This window comes from Paeniglutamicibacter terrestris (assembly GCF_012271785.1).
In the GTDB taxonomy this organism is placed as follows: Bacteria; Actinomycetota; Actinomycetes; order Actinomycetales; family Micrococcaceae; genus Paeniglutamicibacter; species Paeniglutamicibacter terrestris.
In genome coordinates this window covers 42,433-57,361 of sequence record NZ_JAAWVT010000007.1, presented here as the reverse complement: position 1 = coordinate 57,361, position 14,929 = coordinate 42,433, and the positions used below count along the sequence as shown (strand labels likewise).

Here is a 14,929-nt window from a genome sequence, read left to right as displayed (position 1 = left end):
CAGTCCTTGCCGGGTCAGGGGTGCGGGTCGGTGTGTGGGGGCGATGCGGTCGGGGCGTTCTTGTTAGCTGACGGGCAGCCCGGCGCGTTGCCAGGCGATCATGCCGCCGGCCATGGTGTCTGCGGTGTAGCCAGCCCCGGTGAGGGCGTCGGCGACGCGGGCACTGCGGTTGCCGCTGCGGCAGATGACGATGACCGGGCGGGACCGGTCGAGTTCGCCCAGACGCGTGTTCAACTCGCCCATGGGGATGTGGATGGCGCCGGGAATCATGCCCTCGGCGACTTCGAAGTCTTCACGGACATCGAGGATCTGGTCCGTAGCACGTCGGCCGTCGGTGTCGGTGATGGTGATTTCTGGCATGATTGCTCCTTCGGGGGCGTGTTCAAACGGTACGTGGTGGTTCCCGGGCACCGGATCCACTCGCCCCGGGCCCGGAAACCGGAGGAAAGCGATTGGCCGCGGGCCAACCGGGGGTTAGGACTTCTTGGCCGGAAGCTGGGCCATGACCGATTCACGGGTCGGCTCGTTCCCGGTCTTGTTCCAGGGCATCACGGCTAGGGCCTTGCCCATGGCGCAGGTGTTGGTGGCCGCGGAGAAGGTCAGGCCGGCACCGATGGCCCCTGCGACGGTGCGCAACTGCGGGGAGAGGAACTTGCCCCCGGCCAGGCCGGCCACCACGAGGGAACCGGCCACCATGCGCACCTGGCGTTCCAGGGCCCAGCGCTTGGACCCTTCGACGGTCTGGCCGCCGGCCTGCTGGTAGGCGGGAACCCCGCCGGACAGGACATGGGCGTTGCCGAAGCCGACCGATGCGAGGTTCGTTTTGGCTTCGGTGGCGCGCACGCCGGATTGGCAGACCAGCACCACCTTGGTGTCAAGCTTGGCCGCGAGTTCTTCGGTGTGTTCGGCCAGCAACGGGAGGGGCACGTTGTAGGAGCCCTTGATATGCAGGGTTTCGAATTCGGCGGCGGATCGCACGTCCAGCACCACGACGTCGGTGCCGTTGGCGATCCAGTTCTTGAGCTCTTCGGGACTGGTGCTCTGGGGGATGGTGGATTGGGGGGTGGTGTTCATGGCTTGCGGGCCCTTTCTGCCGGGCGTGGCGCCTGGCCGGTCCAGCATCCGGAAAAGGGGGATGCGGGACCGAGAATGAGTGGAATGGGTGGGGGTGTACGGGGCTTTAGGCGTCCTGCGTTTGCTTCCAGGAGGACCATCCGGCGTAGCTGCCCTCGAGCTCGATGACGTCGAACCCGGCGCGGCGCAGGGCGGAGGCGGCCACGGAGTTGCGGACCCCGGACTGGCAGTAGCTCACGATCACGCCGTCGGCCGGCAGTTGGTCGGTGTGCCAGAGCACCCGTCCGGCGTTGAGCTGTTCGGAGCCGGGAATGTGTCCGGCGGTGTGCTCGGACTTGTTGCGCACATCCAAGACGATGGCCGCATCGAACCCTGCCAGGTCGGCCGGGTCCAGGGTCTGCGGGGTGTAGGTCGGAAGACCCTCGAACGAGGTCACATATCCGGCGACGTTGTCGATGCCCACGCGGATGAGGTGGTCCCACATCTCCATGGCGCTCTCGCTGTCCGGAGCCAAGAGCACCAGCGGTCGCTGGTCCGTTTCCGGGTCCACGGCCCAGGCCCCGTAGCTTGCGGCTTTGGTGCCGGCGGGGATGTTCAGCGCCCCGGAGACGGTGCCCTGATGGACCTGGGTGTGGGGGCGGGTGTCGACCACGCCGATGTCATCCGCGGCCAGGGCGGTCGCGACGTCCGCGGTGGCCAGTTCTGCCAGCGGTGCGCGTTCGCCCAGGATGGCCGGGCCCTGGCGGTTTTCGCGCTTCATGCGGCCGAAATAGGCATGTGCGTCGGGCTGCCCGTCGAGCAGGGCCTCGACGAAGCCCGCCTCGTCGTTGGCCTCCAGGTAGGGACCCCACCATGCGAAGCTGCGCTCATACCCGACCGTGGAGGACGGGATCGCGCCCAGCGCCTTGCCGCAGGCGCTGCCGGCGCCGTGCCCGGGGTAGACCTGCACGTAGTCGGGCAGGGTCAGGAACTTTTCCTGGAGGGAAACGAACAGGTCGTGGGCCCCGGCGAAGCGGGTGTCGATCCCGCCAGCGGCCTCGTCGAGCAGGTCCGGGCGGCCCAGGTCGCCGGAGAAGACGAAGTCGCCCGAGAGCAGGAAGCCCGGTTTGTCACTGAAGGCGCCGTCGGTGACCAGGAAGGAAAGGTGTTCGGGGGTGTGTCCCGGCGTGTGCAGGGCGGTGGCGGTGATGTTTCCCAGGGTGATGGTGGACTGGTCAAGGAGGCGTTCGGCTTCGAATTCGTATTGCCAGTCCGGCCCGCCCTCGCCCGAAACGTAGATTGCCGCACCGGTGGCGGCGGCAAGTTCGCGGGTCCCGGAGAGGTAGTCGGCGTGGATGTGGGTCTCGGTGACGGCGGTGATCTTCATGCCGTTTTTCGCTGCAAGGTCCTGGTACACCTGGATGTCGCGGCGGGCGTCCACCACGAGGGCCTCGCCCTTGGCCTGGCAGCCGATGAAGTAGCTGGCCTGCGCGAGGTCTTCGTCGTAAATACGTTCCAGAAGCATGTCTCTCCTTGTTGATGGTCGTGGTTGGTTCGCCTACCCTCCATACCCCCAGGGGTATGAACTTCACTTCAAACGATAATACCCCTAGGGGTATGCGTCAAGTCATCCGCCGTCCAGACCCCAGGGTCGCTTGCCCCACAAAAAAGCGGCGGTCGGCACCATCCGCGCTGGCGCCGCCCACTGTTCGGCATGGGATGGCCGGGGCTTAGCGGCCAAAGAGGCGTGCGAAGAACCCGCCCTCCTTGCCGGTCCCCTTCGGGGCGTTCGGGTCGCAGGAGCAGCGTTCATTGCGTGGCACGTGGGCCATGACCTGCTTGACGTGCTGGCCGCATCCGGACCAGGTGATTTTTTGGCATTTGCGGCATTTGGTTGCTCGGCACATGTGGCGATTCCTTCGGTTTGGGATTGTCGATGGAGGCTCCTCCCTCCTCTGGTACTCGATTATGGCACATACCCCTAGGGGTATCGAGTATCCACTGTCAACGATACCCAGGAAACCCCCCGGGGTATACAATTGAGAAAAACCAACACCGGGAGGAACCCCATCATGGAACTTGAAGTGGACACCATGAAGCCCGTCATCAACAGGCTCAAGCGCGCCCAAGGACAGCTCAACGCGGTGATTCGCATGCTGGAGGAAGGCAGCGACTGCCGCGCGGTCGTCACCCAGTTGTCCGCCGCGTCCAAGGCCATCGATCGCGCCGGGTTTGCCATCATCGCCACCGGACTGGAGCAGTGCCTCAAAAGCGAGGACCCCACGGCCGACCGTGCCGACATGGAAAAGCTCTTTCTCTCGCTGGCCTAGCCCGTCGCATGGCATATTCCTGGCCGAATCGTTCAGCTCCCGAGACGGGCGGCTACCGACTCATGAATCAGCTTAAATAGTGGGTCCAACCGTCACTTGCGGCATGTTGCGCCGGCCGCCAAACGAGTTGAAACGCTGGGCACCCAGCACCTTCATCGGCATTTCTCGCGGTGACAGCTCGTTCTGCAATGGTTGCGAGCAATTTGAGGTTGAGAACCACATGCCCCGGAACGTGGCAGAACCAATCACCGAGGGCCAATTTATGCGAATGGCCAGCTACGAGGCTTGGTGCCAAGGAAAACGCCGGCACTGAAGTGGTGGCAGGAAAGCCCATCACCGCTTAGCGAGAGCACACCATTCAGTCTTCCGCGCCGTCCTCGTCGTCGTCGAGTCCGAGTGTGTCCGGATCACGGAGCGGGCGCAGGGTGCCGCCCGCCGGCTGGGTGGCGGTGAAGCTGTAGCGGCCGAGCAGGTTGAGGTTCTTGTGTTTGAGCGGGGAGAGCCGGGCCACGTCCTCGTCACGGATCTCGTGGCCCTCGGTGCGGAGCTGGGCGACTGCGGCGTCGAGGTAGCGGGTCGTCCAGAGCACGACGGCATTCAGGACCAGGCCGAGCGAGCCGAGTTGGTCCTCCATCCCGTCGCGGTACGCCTGGTGAATGGTGCCCTTCTTGCCGTGGCAGATCTCCCGGGCCAACTTGTGGCGGGACTCCTGCACGGTGAGCTGCTTGTGCATTTGCCGCCGGTAGGTGTCATCCACGGGGTCCACAACGGCAAGCAGGTGCAGGGTCTTGGCGATCCGCCCGTATTCGGCGAACGCCTGGCCAAGCGGTGTGGGGCGGCCCTCGTGCCCGAACATCCGCAGCAGGTCATAGGCGCGCACCTGGTTGGTGACCAAGGAGCCGGCCACCCGCAGCATGTCCGGCCAAGCCGTGAGCACCTTGTTCACGTTCACTTTGTTGTTGCGGGCCAGTGCCTCCAACGCTCCGTATCCGTCTGCCGGCTCGGCGCCGGGCATTTGGGCCTTCCAGAACCGTTGGTCTTCGAGGTCTCTGAAGCGCGGGGAGAAGCGGTAGCCGAGCATCTTGAAAATCCCGAAGACCGTGTCGGAGTAGGAGGCATTGTCGGTGGCGACCATCTCCGGCTTCACCCCGCCGTCCAGGTTCAACAGGGCGTCCAGGATGAACAGGGAGTCACGTGGGGTGCCGGGCACCACCATCTGCCCGATGCCGGCCACCTGGTCGTTGATCGCGTTCAGCCAGGTGACGCCCTTCTTCTTTGCGAAGTACTTCGGCGAGGGCGCGGCGTTGATAGTGCGCACGGGAACGACGAAGCGCAGGCCGTCGACGGAGGCGAGCAGGCCCTTGCCCCAGAACTGCACGATGGGCACCCTGGCTTGGGCTTCGATCAGAGCGGCGTTCGCCGCGGCGATGGTGGTGGTGCGCAGGTAGTACTGGTCAACGTGGACCAGCCGGGAGCGGGTGAGCGCCTCATGGCCCGGGTTGATCACCGGGGTCATGCCGATGTTGCAGGCTTCCGAGACAAGCAGCGCGACGATCGAGGTGCTCAGGTCCTTCATCCGGGTCTTGCCATCGCCCAGGTGCACGAAGGCGTCCAGGAACCCGGTCCAGGCGTTCACCTCGAAGAGCAGGTCCGGCAGGTCGATCTTCGGGAGCATCTTCTCCACCCGTCCGCGCAGCCACGCCAGCGACTTCGGCTCCCCGAGCGCGTGAAGCTTCTCCACATTCAGTTTCGCCCTCCCGCTGGGCTGCACCTCGATGCTGATCTTCGCGTCGTCACCGGCTTCTTCGAGGCGCTCGGCCATCTGCCTCCAAGTGGCATCCAGTACCTCGAGAAGTTCCCGCAGGTGCTGCTCGGCATCCTCCTCCAGGCTCAGGCCGGCCAGGATGTCCTCGCGCACCGCCTCCCACCCCGCGCCTATGAGCAGGCGGGCGCGTGGGTCAGACCAGCGGTGCGAGGGTGAGGCGAAGATGTCCCGACGCTTCAGGGCGCGGAAGAGCTGTTCCAGGACACACACCACGTACGCGTCGCGATCCACAGTCCCCTGGGGCAGCTCGGCGTTCGCATACACTGCCTGGTGCCAGTGCGGCGGCACGAGTTTGTCGTCGATCTCCCGGGGCAGCAGCGGCTTCTCGCCGACCTTCCGACGCGAGAGTGCCGGCAGCTTCTTCACCCCGGCCAAGATCCGTACCCCGCCGGTCGCGGCTTCCAGCGCCGAGGTCTCACCCAACAGTGACAGGAACGGCTTGACGGTGTTGTAGCGCAGTGCCAGCGCACCACGCAGTGCGGTTTGCGCCGAATCGCCGTCCTGGGGCACCAACGTCACCACGGTGGCGGCCGCGCCCGACATCACCGACCGGGGCGCGATCTCCTCCAACGCCCGCCACAGCGCGGCCACGTCCACCTCGCCACCGGCCTTCTCGATGGACTCCAGCTTCTCGAAGAACACTTTCGCAGCCATGGCCACGATCCGAGAAGCCTTCTCCAGCTGCGGAAGGGTGGACAGGCGCTGCTTGTCCGTGGAGCGCTTCGCGGTGCTGATCAGCCTGGTCGCCATCAGGATCTCGAACAGGTCCAGGGCATCATCGATCGCCTTGGCCTCCAAATGGAGCATCACCGCGGTGAGTATCGCCGTTCGCTTGGGTTCCGCTGTCCGCTCCAGCTTCGGGGCCTTGGTGCCCAGCCCGTACCGGGCCAGCGTGGAGAGCCGGTTCGGCGGTATCTGTTCCAGCTTCAGCCGGCCCAGCCCGAAGGCTGCTATGTCCTCAACCCGTTGCAACGCACCCTTCATCGCGGTGCCGGTGCTCCGCGTTGGCGGTCGACGCATCCGCTCCAGTTCCGAATACCGGGTGCCCTCCGGTGTTTTCAGCGTGGCAACCAAGTCCCCGGGCAACGCCGGATCCGCCCGCAGGGCAGACTTGGCAACCGTGGCGTGCAGCCGCTTCTCGGCGATGGTGCGAACCACGGAAACCTGCCGGGCCAGCACGTTCACCCCGGGTAGCAGCACCCGGTGCCGACGCAGCCAACCCGCCGCGTGGTTGAACAACGCGACAGGTCCCTCGGCATGCGTCCATGCCCGCCCGTGCAGGAACGCCCTGAACATCCGTCCGTGGGCGGGGTCCTCATAATGGTGGTAGCCGTACGCATCGCGGATCTCCCACGCGTGCTCGTACGCCGTCTTTGGCCGCTCGGTGTACTCCTTGAGGCAGGAGGGATCCTCAATCTCCAGCTGTGCCGCCAGATGCTCAACGACCGGCCACGGCACAGCCGAGGGGTCCTCCAGGAACAGCCCGATGTACCGGACCGTGCACATCTGCAGGGCGAAGCCCAGGCGATTGTGGTCACCTCGCCGCTTCGCGATCAGGCTCCGGTCCTCGTCGTCGAGGAAGAAGAAGCGCTCCAACTCGGGCCGCGTCGGTTCCTCGGCGAACCTTCCATAGGCCTCGGCCTGTTCATCAGTCAGAAATTCCACGGGCATGAGACTGACAATAGCCGCCCCACTAGTGATCGAAAGTCTTCCGACGAAAATCTGCACGAAACTCCGCGCAACCTGGATCGCCTGAGCTAAACAATCATGATCAAGTGCCTAGCGCCAACCGCTGTACCAGTAGTCCCCAAGGCCGTTACCGTCGCCGGGGAACAGCTCTACACCTGGTGCGCCCTGGACACCCTCTTCTTCCCGGCCCTGATCGGGAAGGCCGCAACCATTGAGTCGACCTCCCCGGGCAGCGGGACCCTCATCCGGGTGGCGACCGGCGCGGACGGCACGGTGACCTCCGTGCAGCCGGCCACCGCCGTCGTGTCCCTCATCAGCCCGCGGGGCACGGGGCCGGTGCGGTCCTCGTTCTGCAACCAGATCCATTACTTCGCCTCCCGCGAGGACGCCGGTCCGTGGCTGGACGCCCACCCCGACGGCGAAGTCCTGGACATCGAGGCGGCACACCGGGCCGGCGCCGCCATCGCGGCCTCGATGCTGTCGGATGCAACCTGCGCGGATCCGGGTTCGGACACGCGAAACGACTGCTGCGCACCGTGACGCCCACACGCCGGGAACCGGGGGGTGCACGTGCCTGGCCCATCGTTTCGGCAAACGGGGCGCGCGCCTAGAAGGCAGGTAGGTGCAGGCGGCATCAGGCCGGATGCCGCTTCGTGCAGAGGACTCCGGGTGTCATTTTCGCCTGCACAGTCAGAAGTCCTCTGCACTGCGGTTTCGCGTCCGCAAGCGGAACGGCAACCGGGACCGTGGAGATCAACGCCAAATGGCCTGATTCCAACGGTGCCTGGCGGCTGTTGAACAGGGCTGCCTTCGACCGCGGCAAAATGCACCCGCAGGGAACGAAGCCCGCCGCGCCGGTCCCGGGGAGTACCCCGGGAGCGGCGGTTATCCGCCGGTGAAGGCCGGGAAGAAGCGAAGGAACACGGATCCGGCGACCGCGACATAGGCGATGGCCACGAGCGTGCCGGCCCAGTCGGCAGCGAACCGGACCACGGCCCGCGGCGCGGGGATGACCCCGTGGACGAGGTTGCGGACCGTGAGCAGGATGAACAGGGGGATCATGGCCGCCCACACCACCATGCAGTACAGGCACAGAATGTAGATCTCAAAGAGGGCCTGGCTCCAGAGCCAGATGACGAACACCGTCCCCAGGGTCACCCCGGCCTGCAAGCCGGCCCAGTACCAGCGCCCCGGGGCGGCCCCGGAGAGGACCGCCATGGCGGTGGCCAGGACGACGGCGAACGCGACGATGCCGATCAGCGGGTTGGGGAAGCCGAACAATTCCGACTGCCAGGTGCCCATGACCCGCCCGCAGGAGACCCACGGGTTCACGTCGCAGCTGGTGACGTGGCCAGGGTCCTTGTACAGGGCCAGTCGTTCCAGGACGAGGACGGCCGAGGCGACCCAGCCCACGACCCCCGTCGCCAATAGCAGGAACCCGAACGCCCGTGGGCGGGCAAAGCGGGGAACCCGGGGCTCGAGTCCTTGGGGGCCGGCTACGACAGGGCCGGTGTCTGGTGTGCTCATGGCGTCTTCTCCAGGCTCGGGACGGCGGACTAGTTGGCGGCGGCTTCTTCGATGGCGGCCACGAACTGTTCCAGGCTCTGGACCGTGAGCATCTTTCCCTCGAGGAAGAACGTCGGGGTTCCGCTGACGCCCAGGGCCTTGCCGTCGGCGATGTCCAGCTTGATGCGGTCCTGGGTGGCAGGGTCGGCGACGGAGGCATCGTACGCGGCCAAGTCCAGGCCGAGGTCCTCGGCGTAGGTGCGGAACAGGGCGCTCTTGTTGTCCGCCGACTCGCCCCACTGGGCTTGGGTCTCGAACATCTTCTTGTACATCGGTTCGTAGGCACCCTGCAGGGCCGCGGACTCCACGGCCAAGGCGGCGTTCATGGAGTTCAGGTGCCCGGGCAGCGGGAAGTACCGCTGGACGAAGGTGATGTTCTCCGCGTATTCGCCGCGCAGCTCCTCGATGACCGGGTAGAACGCGCCGCAGGACTCGCACTCGAAGTCCAGGAACTCCACCAGGACCGCCTTTTCGTTCGGCGCCTGGGAGAGCACCCGGCTGTTCTCCCGAACGACCTGCCCTTCCGTTGCGGTGGCGCCGGTGGCTGCGGTTTTGGCGTTTCCCTGGGCGAGAACGTAACCGACGATGGCAGCGACAACGATGGCGGCCAGCAGGGTCCAGACGATGATCTTGGATTTCTTCGGGGAGCGGGTGGATGGCGGGGTGGTGCTGTTCATGCGGTGTTCCGTTCCTTGGCTGGCGGGTGCAAAGGAATGCCAGCCGGTGTCGTTATTGTTTTGCTGCTCCGGGAGCGAACGCTCATGAATCGTGCGGCAAGCCGTCCCGGCAAAGCGCTGGGACGATCTTTTTACAGTTTCTTGGACTTTGCCGGGACCAACGGGTGATCCCACTCGGGTTTCCGGGTGCCCTCGTTCAGCAAATGGAAAGCCCTCGCGCGACCCGAGTGGTCAGTCGTGGTCCCGGGAAGGGGCGGCACGAAGCGTGCCGAGGGCATACAGAACAACTCCCGCGGTGACAAACACATCTGCCAGGTTGAAGGTGGGGAACCACCCGGTGTGCAGGTAGTCCACCACGCCGCGCCCGTCGAGCCGGTCAATGAAGTTGCCGACGGCACCACCGAGCAGCAGGGTCGCGCCCGTTCGGGACATCCGGCCCATGGCTGGTGCGGAGGAAACCGCATACCAGGTCAGTGCGGCGATGATCAGCCCTGTTACCACCACGATGACCCAGGAGGGGAGGTCCGCGCCAAAGCTGAACGCTACGCCCGGGTTATAGAGCAAGCGGATATTCACCAGCCCCAGGTCGGTGGTAGCACCGTTGGAAAGCAAGGTTTCGGCCAATGCCTTGAGGGCCAGATCGACGGCTGCCAGCGCGGCCGCGCCAAGAAGCATCGCGGTCCTGACCATACGCGTTCCCCGCTTCCGAGGGGCGGCTGTCTCCGGGGCCTGGGGGATCATGCCGCAGGCTCCAGGGACGGGACCGGCTGCGTGCTTTTCAGTGCGGCCTTGCCGCTGATCCGGCCGGCCCGGACTCCGTTGGCGATCACGACGATTTCTGCCAGCTCGTGGATGAGGACCACCGCGGCCAACCCGAGGACCCCGAAGAGGGCCAGGGGGATCAGCGCGGCAATCAGCAGCAGGGACAGGCCCACGTTCTGGAGCATGATGCGCCGGGTGTTGCGCGCGTGGTCCAGTACCTGGGGCAGGTGGTTTAGGTCCTCGCCCATCAGGGCGATGTCCGCGGTTTCGATGGCCACGTCGGTGCCCATGGCACCCATCGCGATTCCGCTATCGGCCGTGGCCAGGGCGGGCGCGTCGTTGACTCCGTCCCCGACCATCGCGGTGGGCTGCCGGGATTGGAGGGTGCGGATGATCTCCGCCTTGTCCTCCGGGCGCAGATCGGCATGGACTTCGGTAATGCCCGCGGCCTTGCCCAGGGCCGTTGCGGTGATGACGTTGTCCCCGGTGAGCATGGCCGTGGTGTATCCGGCCGCGGTGAGCCTTGCGATGACCTCGCGGGCCTCGGGGCGCAGCTCGTCGCGGACGCCGATGGCACCGATGACCTGCCCGTCCTCCTCGATGAGCACCGAGGTGGCACCCGCGTGCTGCATACGCTCGATGTCCGGGGCCAAGGCACCGGCATCGATCCAGCCCGGGCGACCAAGCCGGACACGCCTGCCCTCGATCCGCCCCTCCAGGCCCGCCCCGGGAATCGTGTCAACGTCGGTGACCGAAGCCCGGCCGGTGGTCGAGGCGAGGATAGCGCGGGCCAGCGGGTGTTCGCTGCGGGATTCCAGTCCCGCCGCGAGGGCAAGGACTCGTTCCCGGGTCGCGGATCCGGTACCCACGACCTCGATCACCGAAGGCTTGTTCCGGGTCAATGTTCCGGTCTTGTCCAGGGCGATGGTGCGGATCTTGCCCAGGGTTTCCAACGCGCCGCCACCCTTGATGAGCACCCCGATGCGGCTGGCGGCACCGACGGAGGCCACGACGGTCACGGGCACGGAGATGGCCAGCGCGCAGGGCGAGGCCGCCACCAGGACGACCAGGGCGCGTTCGAACCACAAGGCCGGTTCCCCGACGATGAAGCCGAAGATGATGATCAGGGCGGCGGCGATCAGGATGCCGGGGACCAGTTTCTTGGCAATGGAGTCGGCCAGCCGTTGGCCCGGGCCCTTGCGGGATTGCTCGGCTTCCACGATGTGCACGATCTTGGCCAGCGAGTTGTTCTCCGCGGTGCTGGTGACTTCGACCTCCAGCGGGCCGGTGCCGTTGATGGAACCGGCGTAGACCTCGGAGCCGGGGCCGACCTCGACGGGGACGGATTCGCCGGTGAGCGCCGAGGTGTCCAGGGAGGTGCGGCCGGTGAGGATCCGTCCGTCGGTGGCCAGGCGTTCCCCGGGCCGGACGACCATGCGGTCCCCGGGGACCAAGACGGAGGGGGATACCGTGGTTTCGATGCCGTTGCGCAGGATCCGGGCCTCGGCCGGAACCAGGTCCAGCAGTGCCCGCAGGCCGCGCCGGGTTTTTGCCAGGGAGTATTCTTCCAATCCCTCGGAAATCGCATAGAGGAAGGCCAGCATGGCCGCTTCCTCGAACTGGCCCAGTGCCACGGCACCGACGGCGGCGATCGTCATCAGCGTACCGACGCCGATCTTTCCCTTGAGAAGACGCCGGAGCGTGGAGGGAACGAACGTCCAGGCAGCAACCAACAGCGCACCGAGTTCCAGCGGAAGCGTCACGAACCGGGGGCCTGCTGCCAGCGAGGTGATCCACGCCGCCAGCAGCAGCACACCGGCCACGGCGGCCGCACGGACCTCGGTTACTTGCCAGAACCCCGTGGCCTCTTCGGCTTCACCGGGTTCGGTTGTCTCGTCGCTGCATCCGCAGGCGTCGCTCATCGGGCGTTCTCCTTTTCAATCATCGGGGCGGTGGTGCTGTCCGGGCCGTAGTTCGGGCACAGGCTGACCGCGTTGCCGGTGGCGGCCAGCAGGACCTCGGCCTGGGCGAGCATGTCCATCAGCTCCGGGCGGGACAGCGAGTAGTACACGCTGCGGCCCTGGGAGCGTCCCTCGACCAGGCCGCAGTCGCGCAGGCAGGCCACGTGCATCGAGGCCGTGGATTGGGCCAGGCCCAGCTCGCGGGTGAGGTCGCCGACCCGTACCTCGCCGCTGGCCATCCGCTTGACGATTTTCAGCCGGACCGGGTCGCCGAGGGAACGGAACAAGGCGGCCGCGGGGTCCAGCCCGCACGCGTCCACCGGAGCATCTTGATTGATCAGCATTTACTGATGATATCCCAAATTGCTGATCAATGGCATGAAGGCTGGTCGCTGGAGTCCACCCCGGCGGCTGCTCGGGTTGGCCCCGAACTTGCCGGGAGTTGCGTTCCGGGGCGTTCGCATCTCGGTCACGCCCCGCACGTCTGTCTCATAAATCTAAAGCTTTTTGAGACATGGGAACGGGTCCCCATCTTTAAATCGGCCGACCCGGGGTGAGGGAGCACCAAATGTCTCGAAAAGTCGTCCCGCCGTAAAGCGTCTCACCGTGTTGGCATCCAGGGATTTATGAGTCAAAATGGCGGGGTGAGACATTTGGGATACACGCGGGTGAGCACCTCAAGCCAGGATGCGCAGTTGCAGCTCGACGCGCTGGTCAAGGACGGGGTGCAAAAACGGGACGTGTTCGCCGATGTCACCTCCGGAAGCCGGACCGCGATCGAGCGGCCCGGGATGAAGAAGCTCCTCGAGTACGCCGAGGCCGGGGACACCGTGGTGGTCTGGCGGGTCGACCGGCTCGGCCGTTCCCTCATCGATGTGTTGAATACCGTGAACATACTGCGCGAACGCGGCGTGAACGTCCGATCCATTTCGGACGGGATCGACCCGGCAACCTCGACCGGGCGCATGATGCTGAACCTGCTGGCCTCCCTGGCCGAGTATGAGCGCGAGCTGATCGTGGAGCGAGTCAACGCCGGGATCGCTGCCGCTAGGCAAAGCGGGACGCGATTCGGCCGTCCTCACTCCGACCCGGCGGTGATCGCGGACAAGCTCGCGATCGCGAAGGATGCCCGCGCCAAGGGACGCACCGCCGAAGACGCGGCACGCCTGGTCGGGTGGAGTCGCGCGACGCTCTACCGCCACCTCGGCCAAGCCACAGGATCCATCAAAAGCCAGTGATCAATGAGATCCCAACGGAATGCAGACAACTCTGGCACCAAATGAACCGCAGCCCGGGCCCACAATCACACGCTTAGCGCCAACCGCTGTACCGATGGTTCCCAACGCCGGTGATGCAAACGGAGTCATCCTTTTGAGCTTCGAGAACGAAAAGGCCATGACCACCGCGCAGTTCCGCGCCTTGGGTGACACGTTGGCTCACGCCGGATGCCCCATCAAGAACTCGGTGCTCGTCACCGACGGATGGGTCATGGACTACGACGGAGATTCAACCGACGCCGTGAAATTCTCCACCGTGGCAGAATCCAACGCGGCACTGGCCTTGATGTTCAGCACCAACAAAGCCGCCAAGATGGCCGCAGACATTCCAGTCTGCACCACCCCGGCAAGCATCAACGACCTCCAGAAATTCATCAACGACGCACAAAACATGGGCTTCGAGGACGAAGAAACCCGCGCCATTGTCCGCGGCACACTCACCGACATGGTGGACGGATACCGCAAGAGTGGAAAAGTCAGCCCCCAGCACGCCGCATGGTTGGCCGGAATGTGCACCAACAAAAACGTCCGCGACCTACTGTTCGCCTCGCTAGCCACCACCAGCGACGACACCGGAACGATTAGCGCCGTACTGATGGGGGAAACCGCACCAGAAGATTGGGAATTCTTCCAAGCCGGTGCCGATGCAGTCTATACCGCGCTGGAATTCATTCCCGAAGCCAGCCGTACCGACCTCCTAGCCGGACTCGGATGGACACGCTGGATTGACGGGAAGGGAAGTGAAGCTATGAAATTCCTCGGACTCGCCCTGGAAACTGACCCCGAGCATCGCCTCACCACCCTGTTGATCGCAATGATCAACAGCGGCGAACTTACGAAGTCGGCCAGCACCAAGCACTAACCCCACCACCCCAACCACCAGCTAGGTGGGGCGACGAAACTAAAACGTCGCCCCACCTAGCTACACTCACACCCAAAAGGGAGTCCACACATGAGCATCGACCTAACTTTTATCCACCACCCCACGCAGCAACACGAGGGGTCAGTATGGGAGCCGCGACTACAGATTTCGGCGGCGTCCTCCTCCGCAAGCTCCCCCGGCCGCCGCACCAAGGCGCTGCGCGCCCCGGACACCCCGGCACGGGGGAACCACGACAGCTTCACCCACCAAGGCGCCACATACGAACTCATGCGCTTTTACCCAGGAGATGAGCCAGCCCAAGCTCTGCCCCACCACCGCGCCACCGCAGAAATCCTCACACACAGAGGCAGCGTGATCCTTCCGGTCGAAGTCACGGCCCAAACCACGCACCTGGTGCACGTCGCTTGGATCGATGACAGCGGAGAACTGGTGGGAACATGATGCCCCACCGTTATGGTGAGACCAGAACACGAACCACGAATCCCAGGAGCATGATGATGGACGAGGACCAGAGCCCCGAAGCAGTACAAGAAGCCGACACCGCATATGAATCCATGCGCGCCATCGCCCATTTGACCCGGGCAACCCACCCGGCACCGGAGGTGTATCGGATCTTGGGAAACCTCAAAAATTTCGGCAGCTTCCTGCCCCAGATTTCCGAACAGCTCGCCCAAGGTCTGGTGAAATCCCTCGAGGAATACGACGTCACCGAAGATGATGGCAAAGACCCCGCCGCCAGCGTCGCAACGGCCGGGGAACACCTCGCCCGGGTCACCATACTTGCCCAGCAGATGGGCGAGGAACTGGCCAAGGCCCAGAACGCCATCAGCGGGCAGGGATACCGAACCGCCGATGAACGCCGCCAGCTGGAAGAACTCCGCCGCGAAAACACCGGCGGCTAACCAT

15 protein-coding genes are annotated in these 14,929 nt (G+C 65.2%); 6 read left to right on the top strand and 9 right to left on the bottom strand.

Annotated elements, in window-relative coordinates:
- Positions 1-63: 63 nt before the first annotated feature.
- From HED64_RS14000 to HED64_RS13990, 3 genes are all read right to left on the bottom strand, one after another.
- Entirely contained in the window at positions 64-360 is a 297-nt protein-coding gene (locus tag HED64_RS14000; protein WP_007273060.1) for a rhodanese-like domain-containing protein, read from the bottom strand.
- Positions 361-474: 114 nt separating this feature from the next.
- Positions 475-1,074, bottom strand: coding sequence for a rhodanese-like domain-containing protein (locus HED64_RS13995; RefSeq protein WP_007273061.1), 600 nt, complete (start codon positions 1,072-1,074; stop codon positions 475-477).
- Between the two features lie 106 nt (positions 1,075-1,180).
- Positions 1,181-2,578 carry an MBL fold metallo-hydrolase gene (locus tag HED64_RS13990; protein ID WP_149619624.1) on the bottom strand — a complete coding sequence of 466 codons (1,398 nt, stop codon included), beginning with the start codon at positions 2,576-2,578 and terminating at the stop codon, positions 1,181-1,183.
- 547 nt (positions 2,579-3,125) lie between these two features.
- Between HED64_RS13990 and HED64_RS13985 the strand changes: the two genes are divergently transcribed.
- Positions 3,126-3,383 carry a metal-sensitive transcriptional regulator gene (locus HED64_RS13985; RefSeq protein ID WP_007273064.1) on the top strand — a complete coding sequence of 86 codons (258 nt, stop codon included), beginning with the start codon at positions 3,126-3,128 and terminating at the stop codon, positions 3,381-3,383.
- Between the two features lie 358 nt (positions 3,384-3,741).
- Here the strand turns inward: HED64_RS13985 and HED64_RS13980 are convergent, their stop codons facing one another.
- A complete protein-coding gene (locus tag HED64_RS13980; RefSeq protein WP_168152646.1) occupies positions 3,742-6,879 on the bottom strand; it encodes a Tn3 family transposase in 3,138 nt (1,045 codons plus the stop codon).
- 96 nt (positions 6,880-6,975) lie between these two features.
- On the opposite strand from HED64_RS13980, the gene merB reads away from it, so the two are divergent.
- Positions 6,976-7,437: an organomercurial lyase gene (merB, locus tag HED64_RS13975; RefSeq protein WP_245326008.1), complete on the top strand. Its 462-nt coding sequence runs from the start codon at positions 6,976-6,978 to the stop codon at positions 7,435-7,437.
- A 345-nt stretch (positions 7,438-7,782) separates the two neighbouring features.
- Here merB and HED64_RS13970 read toward each other — a convergent pair whose 3' ends face one another.
- From HED64_RS13970 to HED64_RS13950, 5 genes are all read right to left on the bottom strand, one after another.
- Entirely contained in the window at positions 7,783-8,424 is a 642-nt protein-coding gene (locus HED64_RS13970) for a vitamin K epoxide reductase family protein (RefSeq protein WP_086996203.1), read from the bottom strand.
- Positions 8,425-8,453: 29 nt separating this feature from the next.
- Positions 8,454-9,140 (bottom strand): DsbA family protein, encoded by a 687-nt coding sequence (locus HED64_RS13965; RefSeq protein WP_168152645.1) that lies wholly within the window; start codon positions 9,138-9,140, stop codon positions 8,454-8,456.
- A gap of 231 nt (positions 9,141-9,371) precedes the next feature.
- Complete coding sequence (gene lspA / locus HED64_RS13960; RefSeq protein WP_241895392.1) at positions 9,372-9,830, bottom strand: signal peptidase II; 459 nt, start codon at positions 9,828-9,830, stop codon at positions 9,372-9,374.
- 47 nt (positions 9,831-9,877) lie between these two features.
- Positions 9,878-11,824: a heavy metal translocating P-type ATPase gene (locus tag HED64_RS13955; RefSeq protein ID WP_086996194.1), complete on the bottom strand. Its 1,947-nt coding sequence runs from the start codon at positions 11,822-11,824 to the stop codon at positions 9,878-9,880.
- Positions 11,821-12,207, bottom strand: coding sequence for an ArsR/SmtB family transcription factor (locus HED64_RS13950; protein ID WP_086996191.1), 387 nt, complete (start codon positions 12,205-12,207; stop codon positions 11,821-11,823). Before HED64_RS13950 ends, HED64_RS13955 begins: the two co-directional genes overlap by 4 nt.
- A gap of 282 nt (positions 12,208-12,489) precedes the next feature.
- Between HED64_RS13950 and HED64_RS13945 the strand changes: the two genes are divergently transcribed.
- The 4 genes from HED64_RS13945 to HED64_RS13930 all read left to right on the top strand — a co-directional run bounded on the left by HED64_RS13945 (position 12,490) and on the right by HED64_RS13930 (position 14,925).
- Complete coding sequence (locus tag HED64_RS13945) at positions 12,490-13,101, top strand: recombinase family protein (RefSeq protein WP_168152644.1); 612 nt, start codon at positions 12,490-12,492, stop codon at positions 13,099-13,101.
- Between the two features lie 19 nt (positions 13,102-13,120).
- Positions 13,121-14,002 carry a DUF4192 family protein gene (locus tag HED64_RS13940; protein WP_168152643.1) on the top strand — a complete coding sequence of 294 codons (882 nt, stop codon included), beginning with the start codon at positions 13,121-13,123 and terminating at the stop codon, positions 14,000-14,002.
- Positions 14,003-14,092: 90 nt separating this feature from the next.
- Complete coding sequence (locus HED64_RS13935) at positions 14,093-14,464, top strand: hypothetical protein (RefSeq protein WP_168152642.1); 372 nt, start codon at positions 14,093-14,095, stop codon at positions 14,462-14,464.
- A gap of 56 nt (positions 14,465-14,520) precedes the next feature.
- Positions 14,521-14,925: a hypothetical protein gene (locus HED64_RS13930; protein WP_168152641.1), complete on the top strand. Its 405-nt coding sequence runs from the start codon at positions 14,521-14,523 to the stop codon at positions 14,923-14,925.
- Positions 14,926-14,929: the final 4 nt, after the last annotated feature.